Raw genomic sequence first — 19773 nt, 5'->3', positions numbered from 1 at the left:
ATGGACACGCACAATGCCGACGGGCGCAACTACGTCGAGACGCGGTCCGAGGGGAACGTGCGCATCGTCGTCATGGCCGGCGAGTTCGACATGGACACGGTGGAGCAGCTCCGGACGGCGATGGATCCGAGCGTTCCCGGTGTCGCACGCTTCGTGCTGGATGTCGCCGGGGTGACGTTCGTGGATTCGACGGCCCTCAGCGTCATGCTGCAGCCCGCCCTGGACCGCCCCGTGGTGCTGGCGGGGGAGGTCCCGCACCGACTGGCGCGACTGCTCGAAATGACCGGCGCGGACCGGGCTTTCGCGCATGCCGTCGATGTGGCCGAGGCGACGGTCGTCGACCTCCCGCCGCGGGGGCGGTGACCCGTCCGGTCGGAGGGCGGGGCGAAGCGAACATTTGCCTCTGCGATTGTGGGGGCGCCAGTGGGGCAGGCGGACACCGACCGGCCGCGGGATGACTTCGACGATTGAGGTGAACTGTGCCGTACGAGGAGGGGCAAGTGGTGGATCCCGTCCCGCGGACCGCCATGGAGGCCAGGGACCGTGTGCGGCTGCTCATCGAGGCATCCCGCGGCGGCGCGGACGGTTTCGGGTCTGCGCCCGCGCACGCGGCGTTGACCGATGCCCTGCTCGTGACGTCGGAACTGGTCAGCAATGCGATCCGACACGGCGGCGGACTGCTCGACTTCAGCGCCTCGGTGTCCGCGGACTGCCTGCGGATCGAGGTCACCGACGCCAGCGGCGAGTCCCCGGTCGTCAGGCCCCGCCTGGCCGGAACCCTCCACGTGGGCGGCTTCGGCTGGCCACTGGTACACCGGCTCGCGCGGAGCGTGACGATCAAGCCCACCGAGCAGGGCGGCAAACGCATAGAGGTCCTCGTCCCGCTGGACGGGTCGGCCATGCCCACGGACGTCTCGCCGGGCCACTGACCCCCTCCGCGGCCCCTCCCCCGCTCCCCTGGTGAGCACGACCACCGGCATGGCCTGGAGGCCCTCGTCCGCCGCCCCGTCCGTCGAGGAGGACGGGGCGGCCGTGCTGCGTGGACGAGCTGTTCCTGATACCGGTCCGCGGGGCCGGGCGTACGGGGTCACCGCGGGGCGTGAGCCTCGTCAGCGGTGCGGCTGAGCCTGCCGGGCCACCACGCGGCCGGACCGATGTCCCGGACGAGGGCGGGGACCAGGAGTGAGCGGACGACGAGGGTGTCGAGGAGGACGCCGAAGGCGACGATGAAGGCGATCTGGAGCATGAACGCCAGGGGGATGACGCCGAGCGCCGCGAAGGTGGCGGCCAGGACGACGCCCGCGGAGGTGATCACTCCGCCGGTTGCGATCAGCCCGCGCAGCACTCCCTGGCGGGTGCCGTGCAGGAGTGATTCCTCGCGCACGCGGGACATCAGGAAGATGTTGTAGTCGACGCCCAGGGCGACGAGGAAGACGAAACCGTACAGCGGTACGGAGGAGTCGGTTCCGCTGAATCCCAGGAGCTGCTGGAACACGAGGGCGGAAACGCCCAGGGTCGCGACGAAGCTGAGGGCGACGGTGGCGACCAGGAGCAGGGGCATCACCAGTGAGCGGAGCAGGGCGATGAGGATGGCCAGGATGATCACGAGGACGACCGGGATGATGAGGGTGCGGTCGTGCTCCGCGGTGCGCTGGGTGTCGTACTGCTGGGCGGTGTAGCCGCCCACGAGGGCGTTGGCGTCCGGCACCGCGTGGACGGCCTGGCGCAGCCGGACGACCGTCTGCTGGGCGGCGCTGCTGTCCGCGGGGGCTTCGAGGGTGGCGTTGAGGCGGATGCGTCCGTCCGCGACGAGCGGCGCTCCGCCGGCGGGCCCGGCGGCGGTTGCCGGGACGACCGTGGCGACGCCCTCGGTACCCTCGGCGGCTTGCCTGACCTGGGCGAGTCGGGCCTCGTCGGCGATGACGACCGCGGGGTTTCCGGACCCTCCGGGGAAGTGCCGGCTCAGAGTCTGCTGAGCGGCCACGGAGGGGGCGTCGTTCACGAAGATCTCGTCGAGGGGCACTCCCCTGGCATGGAGGGTCGGTGCGAACGCCGCGCACGCCAGGAGTGCGGCGAGGCTGACGGCCCAGACCTTGCGGGGGGCCCGGTCGACGAGGTCCGCGATGGTTTCCCAGATGCCGTGGCCCGTGCCCTTCCGGCCCGCGGGGCGGATCCTGGCGGGCCAGTAGGCGGTGCGGCCGAGGAGGACCAGGACCGCCGGCAAGAAGGTGAGGGTGCTCAGGACCGCGCACAGGATCCCGATGGCTCCTACGGGACCGAGGGCGCGGTTGTTGGTGAGGTCGCTCAGGAGCAGGGCCAGCAGGCCGAGGGCGACGGTGGCGGCACTCGCGGTAATGGGGCCGGCCGACCGGCGCAGGGCAGCGCGGACCGCGGCGAAGCGGTCGTCGCGGTGTGAGAGTTCCTCACGGAAGCGTGCGGTGAGCAGCAGGGCGTAGTCGGTGGCGGCGCCGATCACGAGGATGGACAGGATCCCTTGCACCTGTCCGTCGACGCGTACGACGCCGTTGTCCGCGAGGGCGTAGACGATGGCGCAGGCGAGCCCCAAGGAGAACACGGCCCCGATGATGATCACCAAGGGCAGCAGCACGCTGCGGTAGACCAGGAGGAGGATCAGCAGGACGGCGATCAGCGCCACGGCGAGCAGCAGTCCGTCGATGCCGGCGAAGGCGTCCGTGAGATCGGCCTGGCTGGCGGCGGGGCCCGCTACCTGGGCGACCGTACCGGGCACCTGAGCTGCGGCGTCCGTGATGTCCTGCAGGGCTGCGGGCAGTTCTTCGCCGAGGTCGGGTTTCAGCTGGACGACGCCCTGGAGGGCCTCGCCGTCGGCGGAGAGCACCGCGGGAGAGGAGGGCGCCGCCACCCTGTCGGTGCCGTTGAGGCCGGCCAGGGCCCTGGTGGCCTGCTCCTGCTGCTGGACCGTGAGCTCGACCGGCGCGTTCTTCGCGGTCCACACGATGACCGCGGGCAGGCTCTCGTCCTGCCGGAAGGCTTTCTGTGCCTCGACGACCCGGGTCGACTCCGCGCTGCGGGGCAGGAATGCCGCCTGGTCGTTGGTGGCGACCTCGCCGAGCTTTCCGGCGTACGGGCCCAGGCCACCTCCGGCCAGCAGCCAGACGATGACCAGGACGACGGGGACCAGCCAGCGGGTGAACCGTGATGAGCCTGTGGACATGACGCTCCTGGGATCCGATCTAACTCACTGATGAAGAATCTCAATGATTGAAATAGATTAGATCACGTGCACCACGCGCCCCCGCCGGCGCCCCGGCGGGGGCGTGCGCACATCCGGTCTTCTCCATGAGGGGCCGATCGGGATGCACCCGAACGGGAATTCAGCGCCCAGGTGCCCGCAGGTCGCCGAGTTCCTCGTTGAGAGCTGCCAGGAATCTGAGCGCGACCGCGAGCTCCTGCGCACTGAACCGCTGCCGAGCGCTGTCGGTGGCTGCGGCGAGGGGCTTGAAGGACGAGCGGGCCGCTGCCCTGCCCCCTTCCGCGTAACGGATGTGCACGACGCGGCGGTCCTCGCTCTCTCGGGAGCGCGTGATGTGCCCCGCGCGCTCCAGCCTGTCCAGGCAGGCGGTGACGGCGCCCGAGGTGAGCCCGAGGTGCTCGCGAAGGCGGCCGGGCGTGAGGGGTTCGGTGCTGTCGAGGATGACCGCCAGCGCCTGGACGTCCGTGGGGTGCAGCCCCTGACCGTGCGCGAATCCGTGAACGAGGCGGTTGACCTCCCCGTTCAGGCGTCGCAACTGCACGGCGAGTTCCTGGAGGCTCGCTCCACCGTCCCCGTCCGGGACACCCCCACTGGACCCTTGCCTACCCGCTTGCGCCATCGTCCCAGCGTATAGAAGCGTTCCCGGCCTCCCCGCACGGGCGCTCGCCCGCGTCGCAACCGGCTCCGCCGTGCCGCTCCGCACGGCGCCCGGCGTCCTGTCGCCGGTCCTCCGGGCACCGGTGAGCGGGGCCGGTTCTTGCCTCAGCACGGCCTGCGTGGTCACACTCGTCCTCCGGACGTCGGTTACCGCATGCGCCGTGCCCGCGCGGGCGCTCGCGGTGTCTGACGAGTGGACGCGAGGGGAAGCCGACCGGTGACGCCGGCGCTCACGGTCCGCGCCGGCGTGACCGTGACCGGGAGGGTCTGGATGAGCAGCTTGACCAGGGTGAAGGACATCGAGGCCCGCGGTATGCAGCACTGCGAGACGACGGCACTGGGCGTGCTGTTGCGGCATGAGGGACTCGACTTGTCCGAGCCGATGCTGTTCGGGCTCGGCTCCGGACTGTCCTTCATCTACTGGGACAGCAAAGCCATGGGCTTTCCCTTCCTGGGAGGCCGGGTCAAGCCGTTCGAGCTCACCAGGAACCTGGCCGCCGCACTCGGGCTGGAGCTGCACGTCGCGGAGACCACCTCTCCGCGCAAGGCATGGCAGAACGTGATGGCACCCATCGCCGCCGGTCGGCCGGTCGGTCTCCAGCTCGACAGCTACCACCTGGACCACTTCAGCAGCAAGGTGCACTTCGGCGGGCACATCGTGGCCATGTACGGCTACGACGGACAGGACGCCTACCTGGTGGACACCGCCGCGCAGGGCGGAGCCGTCACGACCGGCCTCGCCGCCCTGGCCAGGGCCAGGGCCGAGCGCGGCCCCATGACCGCCAGGCACCGCTCCTTCACCCTCACAGCGCCCAGCAGCATCAGGTCACCGCAGGACCGGATCGTCCCCGCGATCAAAGCCTGCGCCGACGCCTTCCTGCACCCTCCCATCGCGAACCTGGGCCACCGGGGCATCGAGAAGACCGCCCGGCAAGTGCCGAAGTGGCTGCAGCGCAGCGACAGTCCGCGGGAGGACCTGCCACGCGCCGCCGTCCTCATGGAGAAGGCCGGCACCGGCGGCGCCCTTTTCCGCAATCTCTACCGGGACTTCCTCGCCGAGTGTGCCCAGCTGACCGACAGCAGCTGCCTGCGCACCGGCCACAGCCTGTATGCCGAGGCCGCCACCCTCTGGACACAGGTGGCCGTGCTCGTCACGACAGCAGGCGAAACCGGCGAAGCGAAGCACCTCGTGGAGGCCGGGTCCCTCCTCCACGAGCTCGCACGCGTCGAACGCGATGCGATGCAGGCACTCAGCAGGCTCTAGACGGGAACCCCTGCCGTGGCGACCAGGAAGCCGGCGGTCGCCACGAGAGCCGCCTGGCCGCGCACCCTGGCCCCTCGCGGACCAGGGCCCGCGAGGGACGGCGCACATGGGCTCCGATGCGTCAGACGCCGACGCCGAAGTCGGCAGCGATCCCCGCGAGCCCGGACGCGTAGCCCTGGCCGACCGCGCGGAACTTCCACTCGGCGCCGCTGCGGTAGAGCTCGCCGAAGACCATCGCCGTCTCGGTGGAGGCGTCCTCGGAGAGGTCGTAGCGGGCGATCTCCGCTCCGCCGGCCTGGTTGACGACGCGGATGAACGCACCCCTCACCTGGCCGAAGCTCTGACCGCGGGCCTCGGCGTCGTGGATGGAGACCGGGAAGACGATCTTCTCGACGTCTGCGGGCACGGCGGCGAGGTCGACCTTGACGACCTCGTCGTCCCCCTCGCCCTCACCCGTGAGGTTGTCGCCGGTGTGCTCGACCGAACCCTCGGGGCTCTTGAGGTTGTTGTAGAAGACGAAGTGCTGGTCGGAGGGGACCTTGCCGGACGCGTTCACCAGCAGCGCGCTGGCATCCAGGTCGAAGTCGACCCCGGTGGTCGTCCGGACGTCCCAGCCCAGGCCGACCAGCACGGCCGTCAGACCCGGAGCCTCCTTGCTCAGCGAAACATTGCCACCCTTGGACAGACTCACACCCATGCGACATCCCTTTCACTTGTCCGCGGGACGGCGTTCGACCGCCCCGTCGACTCCGGGAAAAATCTACAGCCCCGCCGTCGTGAACACGGCGCAGCTGCCGGGCAATCCGCTGCCGGATGCCGGCCGGTGCGCCGCCCAGCGGCCGCGCAATCCCCGGACCGCCACAGCTGTCGCCGTACGGCCCGAACCGTCCCCGCCCCCGGCGCGTACGTCCTCGCCCCGGTCCTGCCAGGCCTCGCGGGGGGGGCACCCGGGCGTCACCGTACGTGCTCCCCGCTGCTCGGGGGTGGGACGGTCCAGCCTTGCTCGTGGTGGGCGGCAGCGGCTGTCGGAAGACGCAGCCCGCGCTGGTCACGGGCCTCCGGGAGGCCGTAGCGGGTTGCGCGAGGCAGGCTGGTCCCATGGGGTCACGTCCTCGCTCACCCGTTTGGCCGGGAGCGTCCTCCCGACCGGGAGCGGGCGGTCGCCACGAGGTCCTGTTCACCCTGGCCCAGTGCGCGCCCTTCGCCATCGCGCTGGGCGTGCTGGGCATCGAGCTCTCCCCCGCACACGATCTGGTCACCGGTCCCGTCCTCACCACGACGCCGGCGCTCGCCGCGCTGACGATGGGCCCGGTGGGCACGCTGTCCGCAGCGGTGCTCGCCGCGTGTGTGAACGCGACCTCCGCGACCTACAACCAGTCGTGGGGCACCCAGACCCAGCTGATCATCGGCAACTTCCTGGGGATCATCGTGGTGTCGGTGGCCAGTGTCATCCTCAGCAACGCGGTGCGCACGCGCCGGCAGACCGAGCTCGATCAGGTCCGCCGGATCGCAGTGGCGGCCCAGGAGGTCGTCCTGCGGCCCGTCCCCGAGCTACTGGGCCCGGTACGGGCGGCCAGCCTGTGTCTCGCGGCGGGGACCGGGGCACAGATCGGCGGCGATCTGTACGAGGCCGTGCAGACGCGGTACGGCGTCCGGCTGATCGTGGGGGACGTCCGCGGGAAGGGGCTGTCCGCCATCCGCGCGGTCGCGGTGGCGTTGGGCGCCTTCCGGGAGGCCGTGCATTACGAGGACGAACTGCAGGAGGTCATGGACCACTGCGCCGCCGCGCTGCGGCGGGAGGCCGCCGTACCGGGTACCTACTCCCAGGCCGACCTTCCCGAGGTCCTGATGGAAGGGTTCACCACCGCGCTCATCGCGCAGGTGTCGGACGACCAGGTGGTGCAACTGGTCAACCGCGGTCATCCCCCTCCGCTGGTGCTGCGCCAGGGCAAGGTGCAGGCCCTGATGCCCACCTCGCCGCTGCCTCCCCTCGGTCTCGAGGACCTCTTCACCGGTCCTCCCGCAACACCCGACAGTTACCCCTTCCTGCCCGGCGACCGCCTGCTGCTCTACACCGACGGCGTGATAGAAGCGCGCAACAGCGACAACGTCTTCCTCCCGCTGCCGGAGACCGTGGAGCGGATTCCGGCCGGGACTTCCCCGCAGGAGTTCCTGGACGAAATCCACCGGGCATTGATCCACCACACCGACGGGCACTTGGCGGACGACGTGGCGATGATCCTCATCGACCGGCTCGCTTGAGAGGCCAGGCCGGCCCGGAAGGGGGTGGGCGTGGCCCCTTCCTCGCACGGGACGCCTTCGCACGCCTCGTACGGCTGGGGGCACGGGTCGATGTCGGCCGTGGGGCCCTTCACAGGGGCGGTACGTCGTCCCACAGGGTCGGCGGTCCGGCCTCCGGGCCGGGCCTGCCGGCGCCCTCCGCGCCGACCGCGCCGTCCGACGAGCTCGGGACAAGAACCTGTTCGGCCCAGATGATCTTTCCGTTGGCCGTGTACCGGGTCCCCCCACCGCTTCGCCATCTGGGCGATCAGGAACAGGCCCCGGCCGCCTTCGTCCGTCACGGCCGACCGTCGCAGATGCGGTGAGGTGCTGCTGCCGTCGGACACCTCGCAGGTCAGGCTGCGGTCGTCATGAAGAAGCCGCACCCTGATGGGCTCGGAGCCGTACCGCACGGCATTGGTGATCAGCTCGCTGAGGATGAGCTCGGTGGTGAACCCGACCGCGTCGCGCCCCCAGTCCTCCAGCTGCCGGGCGCATGAGGCCCGTACCCGGCCGACCTCCGCGGGATCCTTCGGCACCTCCCAGTGGGCGACCCGGCCCGGTTCGAGCAGCCGGGTGCGGGCCACCAGCAGCGCGATGTCGTCGCGGCGTTCGGCGGGCACCATGGCGGCGACCACCGCCTCGCAGATCACCTCGGGGCTCGCCGGCGCGCCCACCTCCGACAGTGCGCCGCGCAGCCGGTCCAGACCCTTGGTGATGTCCCGGTCCGGACCGGTGCGAGACCGTCGGTGAACAGGACCAGCCTGCTCCCCTCGGGCAGGTGCAGCTCGGCGGTTTCGAAGGGCAGGCCGCCCAGGCCCAGCGGGGGGCCGGCGGGGGTCTCGGGGAAGTCCACCGTGCCGTCGGGGCGGATCACGGCGGGCCCGGGGTGACCGGCCCGCGCCACGGTGCAGCGCCCGGTGGCCGCGTCGTAGACGGCGTACAGACAGGTGGCGCCGATGATCTGGGCGCTGTCACCGACGGCAGGCCGGTTCTCGTCGGTCCGGATGACCAGGTCGTCCAGACCGGCCAGCAGCTCGTCGGGGGCCATGTCCAGGGCGGCGAAATTGTGGATGCCCGTCCGGAGCCGGCCCATCGTGGCCACGGCCTGCAGACCGTGGCCGGTCACATCGCCGACCACCAGGGCGACCCGGGCACCTGGCAGGGGGATGACATCGAACCAGTCGCCGCCCACCGCCTTGGCGGGCAGATAGCGGTGGGCGACCTCCAGGGCGTCCTGCTCGGGCAGAGCGCTGGGCAACAGGCTGCGCTGCAACGTGACGGCCGTGGTGTGTTCGCGGGTGAAGCGGCGGGCGTTGTCGATGCTCACCGCCGCGAGGGCGACCAGCTCCTCCACGAGGGCGACGTCCTCCTCGTCGAACGGCTCGGCCTTCTCCGAGCGCCAGAAGGAGGCCATGCCGAGGATGACGCCCCGGGCCCGGACGGGCACGGTGATCATGGAGTGGATGCCGAAGCCGACGATCACTCCGGCCACTGCCGGGTCCTGCTCCTGCCAGCCCGAGAACGCGGCCAGCTCCGCCTCGAGCACCGTCCGGCCGCTCGCGAAGCCGAATGCCTGCGGGGTGTTCGGTGCGAGGCTGATGAGCCGCCCGAGGGGATGGAGGGGGTGGTCGTCCCGGATGCCGCTGAGGGCGATCCGGCGCATGTCCAGCCCCACCGGTTCTTCGCCGCGCAGGACGGGCTCCAACAGATCGACGCTGGCGAAATCGGAGAACCGGGGGACGGCCGCCTCGGCCAGCTCCGCGGCGGTGCGCACCACGTCGAGGGTGGTGCCGATGCGCACACTGGCGTCGTACAGCAGTCTCAGCCGTCTCCGCGCCGCTTCGGCCCGGACGGCGAGCACCTCCAGCTCGGTGGTGTCCCGCAGCGTCGCCACGCTGCCGGCCAGGCCGCCGTACGGGGCGGTCGGCCGCACGCTGACGGCCAGCAGCCGCTCCCCGGCCGCGTGCAGCTCGTCGGTGGGGCTGCGGCCGGAATTCAGCAGTGCGACGAGGCCCTCGCCGAGGCCCAGTTCGGTGATGCTGCGCCCTTCCGCGTCCGCCGGCAGCCCGAGCAGGCGCCGCGTCTCGTCGTTGGCCAGCAGCAGCCGTCCGTCCTCCCCGACGATGAGCACCCCCTCACGGGCCGGGTGCAGGACCGCGTCATGGTGCTCGTACATCCGCGCCATCTCCGCGGGGTCCAGGTTGTGGGTCTGCCGCCGCAACCGTCTGCCCACCAGCGCCGAACCGGCGGCGCCCAGCGCGAGTACGACGGCCGCGCCTCCCAGCAGGGCCGGGAACTGTCGGTTGACCACGGTCCGGACGTTCTTGACGGTGATTCCGACCCCGACCGTGCCAACGGCCGAGCCGTCGGCGGTGGTGACGGGGACCAGCGAGAGCACGGAGAGCCCCTGGGTGGTTTCGTCGATCTGGGTCAGGGGCTGCTTCGGTACCTCACCGCTGCCCAGGACGCGCTCCCCGATGAGGTCCGGGTCGGGGTGGGTGTACCGGATCCCCTCCGGCGAGTACGCGACGATGAGGTCCACGCCCGTCTGCTTCCGGATCTACTCGGCACGCGGCTGCAGCACCTTGCTGGGTTCGGCGCCCGTCATGGCCGCAGCCGTCCCGGGAGCGTGCGCGAACGTCTCGGCAACGGCCATCGACCGGTCCCGGGCCTCACGCGTGTTCTCGCTGCGCGCCTCCAGCACCAGCGTCCCGACGGCGGCGACGACCAGCAGGACCACAAGGATCAGCTGCAGCAACAGGACCTGACCGGCGACACTGCGCACTCCGAGGAACGAGCGCCCGGGACCGCCCGGGTACGCGTGGGACGACGACGGGACCGCGGGCCGACCGGAACGCCCTGACATACCCTATTTCTACCATTCATCGCCCCCTCGCCGATTCCCGGAGGGCGCGCTGGTAGTGCGAAGAGCCGGTGGACCCTGCCCTGGCCGTCGGTGACGTTGAGGCGGTGCTCGGTGCGGCGGCACCGAACCGCTCGCGGAGCAGTCCGGGGCCACGGGGTCGCATGCCGTTGCCCGAGCACGCCGCGGCGCCCGGGCCGGGAGCTCACGCTCCCGGCCCGGGCGCCGTCCTGCGATGTGGATGCCCCGAACCCGCCCTCGTCGCGACCGGATCTGCACATGGTGATGAAATGTGCGCGATGCACGATGACTCGTCACGCTGCTGAGCTGCACTGTCGTTTCGGGAGTCGAACCCGATGCGCTGCTCTCCACGCACCAGCCGGACCGGTAACCGCCGGCCCTCGGTTGTGCACGCCTCCGGAGCGACTACCTGCTCCCCATCGCGGGTCTCAGTCCAGGAGGTCGGCCTCCCAGTTCGTGCGCTGGATGCGCACGTCGATCTCGCGGATCTCGCGGGCCGCGTCATCGGCGCGGGCGCGCAGCTCGGCGACGGGCAGCGCGGGCAGCACCATCAGCTCGGAGCGCAGCTGGCGGCCGTAGCCGCGATCCCCGCTGCCGGCGGCGGCGTCGGCAGCCGAGGTGAGTACGGAGTGGCGCAGGCGCAGGGTGTCACGGCGGGCGAGGGCGTCGGTGAGGGTGCCGTCGGCGCCCATGTCGACGGCGGCGTTGGTCCGGTTGATGCGCCGGATCAGGGACTCCAGGGCGTCGAGGGTCTCGGTGACCTCGACGAGCAGAGCACCTGGGTCCTCAGCAGGGGTTTCGCCCTCTTGGTGGCGGGCGTTGGCCACGATGCGGGCGCGCAGCTGTTCGACGCGGCGAGCTGCTTCCGCGCGCTCCGCCAGTGCTTCGCCGAGCTTCATCGTGAGGTTCCCGTCCACTGGCGCCGTGCGCCGTTCGGTGCTGAGGTACTGCGGTACTGCGGTACCTCGACGGCGATCACCCTACGTCACGCACGAGGCGGAGCAGGGCGGGACGGCTCGGCGTCGAGGGGTGCGTGCAGCCACGGGCCGGCCTGCCCCAGGTCCAGGCGCTGCCGCAGGCTGAAAGGCGGTACGCCCCTTCGAGGGGTGGGCCGTGCGGGGCCGCAGCAGCACGCACGGCTGCGGCGGCGGGCTGGGCAGCCGGGAGCCGACCGGGCAGTCAGCTGACGCGCGCGGCGATGGTTCGTGCACAGGCCAGGGACTCGGTACGCGCCGTGTCGACCTCCAGGTCGTAGAACACTCCCTCGTGAACCACGTCCGCCTGCGCCGCGGCCATCCCCTGTGTGCGATCTCCTCGTGCCACCTCGCGGCCTGCGGCGACCGCGCCGGCACACCTGACGCCGACCCACAGCACCGCCACTTCGCCCAGAGCCTTCTGCCAGCGCTGTTGGGACGCCGCTCCGCCGAGGAAGACGTCATCGATGATGACCCTGGCGCCTGCGCGGGCCATCGCCGCGATGCCTTCCATCCAGGCCGCCTCCAGTACCCGGAAATCCGCCCCCACGCTCACTCCGCCATCCGCGGCGAACACGATTCCCCCGTCCGACGACTGCATCTTCGCGGGCATGGCGTCGACGAACGAGTCGCACCCGAACGCCAGCCACGCATCCGGCAGTACGGCTTGCAGACACCGCACGATCCCGGACTTCCCGGAGCTGGAACCACCGTTGAGAATGATCACCTGGGTCGTCACCACGCCACGGTAGGCCACTCTCCCCCAGCGCACGAACCGGATATCGGCACGCGCGGCTCTGCTGCTTCCCCTGCGGGCCCACCCCGCCGGGTTCCAGCGCTTCCGCCTCCCGGGTGGTGCGCCACCGAGCCGCTCATCCGTAGCGCTGCAGTTCGTGGAAGAAGCCGTCGATGACGTGGAGTTGTCCGGTGCGGACGGCTTCGTCGTAGACGTGCTTGCCGACGGCGAGGTCGAGTACTCCCAGGCCGAAGGGTGAGAACACCACCGGCCGGTCCTGCGGCACTTCTGCGCGGCCGGTCGTGACGTCGTACAGGGTGCCGGTGAGGAAGTCGCGGCTTCCGGTGAGCTGTTCGGCCAGGTGGGGTGAGGTGTCCGCCTTGAGGCAGTGCTCGATGTCGTCGACGATGTTGGTCGAGGTGAGCAGGATCTCGGGGGCGAGGTCGCGCAGGGACACGTGCAGGACCAGGGGGTTGTGGTCGAACCACGCCGGGTCGGTGACGTGCGGCCGGCCGGCGACGGTGGCGAAGACGAGCAGGTCGCTGGAGCGGATCAGCTCCTCGGCGCTGTCGTGCACGGTGATCCGGGTGGTGCCGTGGGTGCCTTCCAGGTAGCTGTGGAAACCGGCTGCGCTGTCGGCGGAGATGTCATGCACGCCGATGTCGTCGAAGGACCAGCCGGTTGCGGTGAGGAAGGTGTGGATGTAGCGGGCGATGAGACCGGTTCCGAAGAATCCGACGCGGGCCGGTCGTGTCCCGCGGGCTTCGCTGAGCGTCTTGGCCGCCGATGCGGCCATCGCGGCCGTTCGGGTGGCGCTGATGATGGAGCTTTCCAGGCAGGCGAACGGGTAGCCGGTGTCGTGGTCGTTGAGGATCAGCACGGCCGAGGCCCTGGGGATGCCGGCCGGAACGTTGTCGGGGAAGCTGGAGATCCACTTGAGGCCGTCGACCCCTGCCTCGCCCCCGATCGAGGCCGGCAGCGCGATGATGCGGGCGGTCGGGCGGTCGGGGAAGCGCAGGAAGTACGACGGCGGGTTCACCGACTGCCCGACGGCATGGAGATGGTAGGTGGCCTCGACCAGCTCCATGACGCGCTGTTCCTGGCCCTGGAGGGTGTGCTGGACCTGGGCGCCGGGGATCACGGCGAACGGAGGCACGGTGATCGGCGGTGGTGCTGCGTTCGGGGCGGATACCGGGGACTGCGGCGACTGCGCGGGGGTGGGACGGGAGGTGGTCATCGGGTGCTCCCCTCGGGGGCTGCGGTCGGGGTGGGCGGGAGGGCGGCCGGGGAGTGGGGTGCGGCCATGGCGACGAGGACATCGCGCGGCGGCTCGTACGGCTCCCTGCTGTGGGCGGTGCGGACGTTGTCGATGAGCATCAGGTCGCCGGACTGCCACGGCTCGCGGATCGTGTGCTCGTCGTACACCGTGTTGATCAACTGGACCACCTCCTCGCCGATCGGGTCGCCGTTTCCGAAGCAGGTGTTGAACGGCAGGGCCTCGGGGCCGTAGACGTCGACGAGGTACTCCCGGATCTCGGGCGCCAGGGTCCACTCGTTGAGGAACGCGATCTGATTGAACCAGCAGCGTCGGCCGGTGGCCGGATGGCGCACCACGGCGGGGCGGCGCTGGCGGGTGCGCAGGCCGCCGTCGTCCTGCCAGGCGAACTCGATGGCGTTGGCGCGGCAGTGGTTCTCGACGGCCGCCCGGTCGTCGGTGCCGAATGCCTCGGTCCAGGAGGCGCCGATGTCGTCGTTGTAGGTGCGGGTGAGCAGCCAGCCGTCCTGTTCGAACCGCTGGACGAGTTCCGGCGGCAGTGCGTCCAGGACGGTGGCGGAATCCGCGAGGGCGGTGGCCCCGCCCGTGGTGGGTGCCGTCAGGCAGGCCAGGAGCAGCAGACCGGGGGGCCTGTGGGTGTAGCTGAGCTCGTGGTGCATGCACATGGGCTGGTTGGCAGGCCACGTCGTGGAGGAGTACAGGCCGGGGGTGTAGGTCTGGCGGGGGGCGAAGGCTTCGGTCTCGGTCATCAGGGCGGTGGTCAGCCGGCCGAAGACGGCGCCCACCTGCCCGGCGTCGCTCAGGCCGAGCCCGCGGACGAGCACGGCGCCGTGCTCGGTGACGAGGCCGTCCAGGACGGGGCGGTGTTCGGCTGCCCAGGCCGGCGGATCGGCCGGGGCGGGGGTGGGGACGTGCAGGATCGGCGGCTTGCCGGGGTGCAGGTCGACCCGGGGGGTGGACGCGGAAGTGGGCACGGGGCTGGGGCTGAGGGGGGCGGGGCTGGTGAACGACATGGTCTTCGTCCTTTCGGTGGTGGGGGGGGGAGGCAGCGGTCAGGGGGAGGCCGGCTGTGCGCCGGGGCGCCGGTGGGATGCGGTGTCCAGGAACCGGGCCAGGTCGGTGAGGACGGGGTGGCGGGTGACGTCGGCCGGGGAGACGGCGCGGTCCAGGGTGATGGCGAGTTTCACGGCCGACAGGGAGGTGCCGCCCAGGTCGAAGAAGTTGTCGCCCCGGTCGATCCGGCCCTGCGGGATGCCGAGCGCGCTCGCCCACGCGGCCGCCAGCCGCTGTTCTGCGGGCGTGTGCGGGGCCTGCACGTCGTCCTCGGCGGAATGGAGTTGCGCGGCCAGGACCGTCAGGGCCTTCCGGTCGATCTTGCTGTTGGCGGTCAGCGGGAGGTTTTCCCGCCAGTGGATGGCCGAGGGGACCATGTACCCGGGCAGTGACCTGCCCAGGCGGTCCAGCAGGACGCTGCTTCCGAGCGGGTGCGGGGCGGTGTAGAACGCCACCAGGTGGGTGCTGTGGTCGGGCCGTTCGGTGACCACCACGGCGCTGTCACGGACCCCGGGGGCTCGTAGCAGGGTGTTTTCGATCTCGCCGGTCTCGATGCGGAATCCGCGGATCTTGACCTGGTTGTCGCTGCGGCCGAGGAATTCCAGCTTGCCGTCGGGCCGCCAGCGGCCGACATCGCCGCTGCGGTACAGGCGCCTGCCTTCACGGTGGGGATCGGCGAGGTAGGCCGGCCGGGTGCGCTCGGGATCGTTGACGTAGCCGCGGCCGACGCAGACCCCGGAGAAGACGATCGTGCCGGGCGCCCCGAGCGGTACCGGGCGGAGGTGCTCGTCGACGACGTAGAGGTGCACGTTGTTGACGGGCCGGCCCAGCGGGACCCGGTCGGTGTCCGGTGTGCGGTCCATGATCTCGTGGTTGGTGTCGTCGCTGGTCTCGGTCAGCCCGTAGGCGTTGACGAGTCTGATGCGGGGCTGGACGGTGAACCAGCGCTGGGCGAGTTCCCTCTTCAGCGCCTCGCCGGTGACCGACACGTACCGCAGGTCCGGCAGCGGCCGGGGATGCTGTTCGAGGTGGGACACGACGACGTCGAGGTACGAGGGGACGACCTGCAGCACGGTGACCTGGCCGCGGGCGACGGTGTCGACGAACCGTGCGGCGTCGAGGATCGCTTCCTGCTCGATCAGCAGGGTCCGCCCGCCGACCAGCAGGGGGGCGAGCAGTTGCCACAGCGAGATGTCGAAGCACTGGGGCGCGGTCTGTGCGACCACCTGTCCTTCGCCGATGTCGAGGTCGTCGATCTTGGCGCAAAGGTGGTTGAGCATGCCCTCGTGTTCGCACATCGCGCCCTTGGGCTCACCCGTCGAACCGGAGGTGAAGTAGATGTAGGCCAGCTGGTCGGGTGCGACGTCGATACCGAGATCGGCCCCGGAATGCTCCTGGCCGAAGGTGGCGTCGACGAACAGCACCTGGACCTCGGGCCGGGGGGCGAGGGCCGACCGGAGGGCGGTGGTGGCGGCCGGGTGGGTCACCACGAGCCTGCATCCCGCACGCGCCAGCATCGCTTCGATGCGTTCGGCCGGCAGGTGCGGCTCGATGGGCAGGTACGCGCCGCCGGCTTTGAAGACGGCCAGGACGGCGGCCAGCCAGTCCAGGTTCCGCTCCATGGCCACCGCGACCACCCCTTCCCGGTGCAGTCCTCGGTCCCGCAGGGCGCGGGCCAGCCGGTTGGCGCGGACGTTGAGCTCCTGGTAGGTCCACTTCCGGTTGCCGTGCTGGGCGGCGACGGCGTCCGGGTGCTGCCGTACGCGCTGCTCGAACAGCTCGTGCACCCGGTGCTCGGGCAGCTCTCGGAGCGGCCCGGCGAGGCCATGGAGCTGGAAGCGGAGCTCTTCGGCCGACACCAGGCTCCGGGCTGCGTGATCGGCGTCCGGGTCAGCGGTGATCAGGGCGAGCGCGGTCAGGTGGTATCCGGCGATCCGGGCGGCGCAGTCCGCGTCGAGGACGTCGGTGCGGTAGCGCAGCCGGAGCGTCAGGCGTCCGTCGTGGTGGTGGGCCGTGCCCACCCACAGTGCCGTGTCTGAGGCCGGGGTGGTGCTGTCCCGGGACGATATTCCGTCGGCGTCGGGGAGGCCGGCGCCGATGCCGGTGGGATCGAGCACGGTCTCGAAGGGTGTTTCGGCCAGGCCGAGTTCGTGCCTGAGTTCATCGACGGGGAAGTCCTGGTGGGCCAGCAGGTGCGCGATGGCCTGGCGGGCGTGCAGCAGCAGGGCCCGCCATGAGCCGGGTACGGCCGTCAGCCTGCACGGCAGCGGCGGGCCGCCGGCAGCTGCGACGTAACCGGTGATGACCTCCTGCTCGCCGCTCAGCGCAGCCAGCACCTTCGCGTGGGCGGTCAGCAGCACACAGTCCAGCGGCACTGCCAGGTCGTCTGCCAGCCGGCGCAAGGCCGTCGCCAGGCCGGCCGGGACCGGCGTCTCGTACTCGGCCACGCCGGCGACCGGCACCCGGGTCCAGCGGGGAAGGGGCGCGAAGCCGCTCGCGGCGGCCAGGGCGCCGTGCCAGAACTCTCTCCTGGTGCTGGTGGATGCGTTGAGTGCCATGAGGGGGTCTCTCCTGTCAGGTGCGGTGCTGGTGCTGGTGCTGGTGCTTCTGGGTGGTGCTGCTGGTGGATGTGGTGGGGTGTCAGATGCCCCCGAGCGGGTGGGGCTGCAGGGGTGCGGCGTCGGACACGCCGGCCGGCTGCAGTGCGGGGGGCGGGGTGGTGTCGGACAGCTGCCGGGCCGGGTTTCCTGCCCACCGGGCCTCCGGCGGGACCTGCTCGCCCTTCATGAGGAAGGAGTCGCAGGCGAGCTGGACCTGGTCGGCCAGCGTCACGCCGTAGTGGACGAACGCGTTGACCCCGAGGGTGCAGCCGTCACCGATCGTGGTGCGGTCGGACTTGAATGCGCCGTCCTCCTGCGAGTGGCACTGGACCACCGTGCCCGCGTTCAGCGTGCAGTCGTCCCCGATGGTGACGAGGGTCCGCTCCGGGAGCGAGCAGCCGTCGTCGAAGACCCGCTTGCCGATCCGCGCGCCCAGCAGCCGCCAGACGACGTTCTTGAACGGGGTCCCGTCGAAGACCTGCGCGTAGTCGACCGACGCCATCTTCCAGAAGCGCTCGTGCCGCCAGAACGACGGCTCGTAGATCGAGCAGTACAGCGGTTCCTGGGCCTTGAATCCGGTGGTGGCCCGCTCGATCAGCGCGAAGTAGACGACGGTGAACAGCAGGGTGAGGACACCGGCCAGCGCGAACGCCGACGCACCCAGGGAGGGGTAGAGGGTCGTGGCGGCCAGGGCGACGAGACCCACGACGAAGACGTGGATCCATCGCGCCATCAGGTACAGCCCTGCCGTGACGGCATTGTGGCGGTTCTTGGCGGCCAGCCGGCGGCGCAGCTCGCTGCCGCTCTCCAGGTCCTGGAACCGGGTGTCCCGCATCACCGTGCGGGGGATGGCGAAGGACGGCGAGCCCAGCAAGCCCACGTCTTCGCGCACCTCTCCGTCGATCGGGACCATCACCTTCGTCGCCAGCAGACAGTTGTCACCGGTCACGGCCCGCGAGGGATAGGCGATGCGGTTGCCGAGGAAGCTGTGGGCTCCGATCGAGACCCGGGACAGCCTGAACGACGTGTTGGAGAATTCCGCATTGATGAGCGACAGGCCGTCGGCGACCATCGTCTTGCTGCCCACCGAACTCAGGAACGGGCTGTCGTGCTTGACTTTGGTGCCGAAGTTCGAACCGGTCTGTGTGACACGGGACAGGTCGTAGCCGAGGTAGCGCAGGTAGTGGACGATCGCGGAGCTGTCCCCGAACAGCGCTGTGAAGAACTTCCTGTTGGTCAGCAGCGCGATGGCTCGCTGCAGGCCGTAGTGGAGGCCGTAGAGCGGATAGACCGTGTCCGGTTTGACCGCCAGGTAGAGCAGACGCGGTACGGCGCCCTGGATGACCAGCCCGGCGAAGGCGGCGCCGAAGAACAGTACGAAGGATGCGGCCAGCGCACCGAGGTAGAACGTCCCGCTCGTGAACGCCGGTGTCCCGGCCTGGGCCGGTGTGGCCAGTTGCGCCAGGGGAGCCAGCAGCGCGGTGGCGCCGCCGGCGGCCAGCGGCAAGTACATCAGCAGCAGGGCGAGCAGCTGCCCGATGACGTAGCGGGCCTTCCTGGCGGTGGAGCAGTCGAGGGCAGCGACCGTGCGGAAGTCCGTACGGGTGGGCTCGGCCGGTGACCCGTGCCAGCGCTCGCCGTCGGGCACGGTCTGACCGGCGTGCAGGCTGGAGGCGTGCCCGAGCTGGGCCTGGACGCCCATCGAGGTGTTGATGTCCAGGACGGTCTGTTCGCTGACGAGGACGTTGCTGCCGAGGGTGACGGGGCCGGTCTGGATGAGACCGGCGTGTGCCCGGTAGCAGGAGAACAGCGCATCCTTGCGGATGACCGTTCCGTCACCGATCGTGAGCAGATCGGTGCAGACGGGGATGTGCGTGGAGAAGATCGCGACGTTGCTCCCGATCTTCGCGCCCAGTGCCCTGAGATAGGCCACGTACAGCGGCGACCCGGTGAAGAGGCGGACGGGGCTCGTACGGATCAAGGTCTTGACCAGCCACCAGCGCACGTAGCTGAGGCTCCAGACGGGGAACTCGCGGGGCGTGAAACGACCGATCAGGGTCCACTTCGCCACGATCGGCACGATGCACAGGCCGGCGAAGGCGCCGCTGCCCGCCAGTACGGATCGCAGGTAGACGTCGAGTACACCGGTGCCGTCGCTGACCCACTCGAAGCCTCGGACCATGGTCAGGGCGGCGAGGTAGGTGTAGCCGAGGAACGCCAGGAACTGCAGCGTTCCGCACAGCAGGTACTGGCCTGTGCCCGCCCGCGCCGCCGTCCTGCCCGCCGCCGCCGTCGGTGCCGGTTCCGGGACAGCGGCCCGGTGGGCAGACGGCCCCGTGAGCAGGGCCGCAGCCGATGCCGGTCCCGTAGGGACGGGCGCCGGGGCTGTGGGCGTCGAAGCGGGGGGCGCGGCATGGGGGGACGCGGGGGTCCCGGGTGCGGCGTCCGTGAGTGCGGAGGCGAGGCTGTTGATCGTGGGATGCCGGTAGACGTCCTTCATCGATACGGGCAGCAGGTCCGCCCGCTTCCTGACCCGGGCGCAGAACCCCGCCATCACCATCGAATCGGCGCCCAGCTCATCGAAGAAGTTGCTGTCGCCCGGAACGTGGTCCACACCCGTGACTTCGGCCAGCACCTCCGCGAGGAGCCGCGCGGTCTCGGCCGCGGGGCTGCCGGATGCTTCATGCGGCCCGTCCTCGGGCCTGCTGCCGGAAAGCGTCGAGGTGGAGGACGGGCCGGCCGTCCAGGCATCGGTGGATTTCCCTAGCATGAGTGCTCCCCGGCGACATCACGGGCGCCGCGGGCAGCGGCGGC

General features: G+C 70.9%; 13 protein-coding genes and 1 pseudogene. 4 read left to right on the top strand and 10 right to left on the bottom strand.

Annotated features, from left to right (window positions below; translation table 11 throughout):
• Together ACFWUZ_RS22585 and ACFWUZ_RS22580 are read left to right on the top strand one after the other, a co-directional pair.
• Nucleotides 1–363, top strand: coding sequence for an STAS domain-containing protein (locus tag ACFWUZ_RS22585; protein ID WP_384375628.1), 363 nt, complete (start codon nucleotides 1–3; stop codon nucleotides 361–363).
• 137 nt (nucleotides 364–500) lie between these two features.
• On the top strand, nucleotides 501–929 hold the full coding sequence (locus ACFWUZ_RS22580; RefSeq protein ID WP_384375625.1) for an ATP-binding protein: 429 nt from the start codon (nucleotides 501–503) through the stop codon (nucleotides 927–929).
• Nucleotides 930–1087: 158 nt separating this feature from the next.
• Here ACFWUZ_RS22580 and ACFWUZ_RS22575 read toward each other — a convergent pair whose 3' ends face one another.
• Nucleotides 1088–3193 (bottom strand): MMPL family transporter, encoded by a 2106-nt coding sequence (locus ACFWUZ_RS22575; protein ID WP_384375622.1) that lies wholly within the window; start codon nucleotides 3191–3193, stop codon nucleotides 1088–1090.
• 160 nt (nucleotides 3194–3353) lie between these two features.
• Nucleotides 3354–3851 (bottom strand): MarR family winged helix-turn-helix transcriptional regulator, encoded by a 498-nt coding sequence (locus tag ACFWUZ_RS22570; RefSeq protein ID WP_384375618.1) that lies wholly within the window; start codon nucleotides 3849–3851, stop codon nucleotides 3354–3356.
• 318 nt (nucleotides 3852–4169) lie between these two features.
• Between ACFWUZ_RS22570 and ACFWUZ_RS22565 the strand changes: the two genes are divergently transcribed.
• A complete protein-coding gene (locus ACFWUZ_RS22565; protein ID WP_384375761.1) occupies nucleotides 4170–5153 on the top strand; it encodes a BtrH N-terminal domain-containing protein in 984 nt (327 codons plus the stop codon).
• A gap of 121 nt (nucleotides 5154–5274) precedes the next feature.
• Here ACFWUZ_RS22565 and ACFWUZ_RS22560 read toward each other — a convergent pair whose 3' ends face one another.
• Nucleotides 5275–5850 (bottom strand): TerD family protein, encoded by a 576-nt coding sequence (locus ACFWUZ_RS22560; protein WP_384375615.1) that lies wholly within the window; start codon nucleotides 5848–5850, stop codon nucleotides 5275–5277.
• A 401-nt stretch (nucleotides 5851–6251) separates the two neighbouring features.
• Here ACFWUZ_RS22560 and ACFWUZ_RS22555 point away from each other — a divergent pair, with 401 nt between their 5' ends.
• A complete protein-coding gene (locus tag ACFWUZ_RS22555) occupies nucleotides 6252–7415 on the top strand; it encodes a PP2C family protein-serine/threonine phosphatase (RefSeq protein ID WP_384375612.1) in 1164 nt (387 codons plus the stop codon).
• A gap of 109 nt (nucleotides 7416–7524) precedes the next feature.
• On the opposite strand, the pseudogene ACFWUZ_RS22550 reads toward ACFWUZ_RS22555, so the two are convergent.
• The 7 genes and pseudogenes from ACFWUZ_RS22550 to ACFWUZ_RS22520 form a co-directional block, all read right to left on the bottom strand.
• Nucleotides 7525–10302: pseudogene (locus tag ACFWUZ_RS22550) on the bottom strand (SpoIIE family protein phosphatase).
• Between the two features lie 446 nt (nucleotides 10303–10748).
• Nucleotides 10749–11219 carry a DIP1984 family protein gene (locus tag ACFWUZ_RS22545; RefSeq protein WP_384375609.1) on the bottom strand — a complete coding sequence of 157 codons (471 nt, stop codon included), beginning with the start codon at nucleotides 11217–11219 and terminating at the stop codon, nucleotides 10749–10751.
• Nucleotides 11220–11499: 280 nt separating this feature from the next.
• Nucleotides 11500–12033: a chloramphenicol phosphotransferase CPT gene (gene cpt / locus ACFWUZ_RS22540; protein ID WP_384375606.1), complete on the bottom strand. Its 534-nt coding sequence runs from the start codon at nucleotides 12031–12033 to the stop codon at nucleotides 11500–11502.
• A gap of 133 nt (nucleotides 12034–12166) precedes the next feature.
• Entirely contained in the window at nucleotides 12167–13267 is a 1101-nt protein-coding gene (gene sbnB / locus ACFWUZ_RS22535; protein WP_384375603.1) for a 2,3-diaminopropionate biosynthesis protein SbnB, read from the bottom strand.
• Nucleotides 13264–14319, bottom strand: coding sequence for a TauD/TfdA family dioxygenase (locus ACFWUZ_RS22530; RefSeq protein ID WP_384375600.1), 1056 nt, complete (start codon nucleotides 14317–14319; stop codon nucleotides 13264–13266). Before ACFWUZ_RS22530 ends, sbnB begins: the two co-directional genes overlap by 4 nt.
• 39 nt (nucleotides 14320–14358) lie before the next feature.
• Nucleotides 14359–16917, bottom strand: coding sequence for an amino acid adenylation domain-containing protein (locus ACFWUZ_RS22525; protein ID WP_384375597.1), 2559 nt, complete (start codon nucleotides 16915–16917; stop codon nucleotides 14359–14361).
• A gap of 82 nt (nucleotides 16918–16999) precedes the next feature.
• Nucleotides 17000–19729 carry a Pls/PosA family non-ribosomal peptide synthetase gene (locus ACFWUZ_RS22520; RefSeq protein ID WP_384375594.1) on the bottom strand — a complete coding sequence of 910 codons (2730 nt, stop codon included), beginning with the start codon at nucleotides 19727–19729 and terminating at the stop codon, nucleotides 17000–17002.
• Nucleotides 19730–19773: the final 44 nt, after the last annotated feature.

Origin of the sequence: Streptomyces sp. NPDC058646 (assembly GCF_042716875.1) — a bacterium.
In the GTDB taxonomy this organism is placed as follows: Bacteria; Actinomycetota; Actinomycetes; order Streptomycetales; family Streptomycetaceae; genus Streptomyces.
Note: the sequence above shows the minus strand (reverse complement) of the source record. Positions and strands in the feature narration are given on the sequence as shown.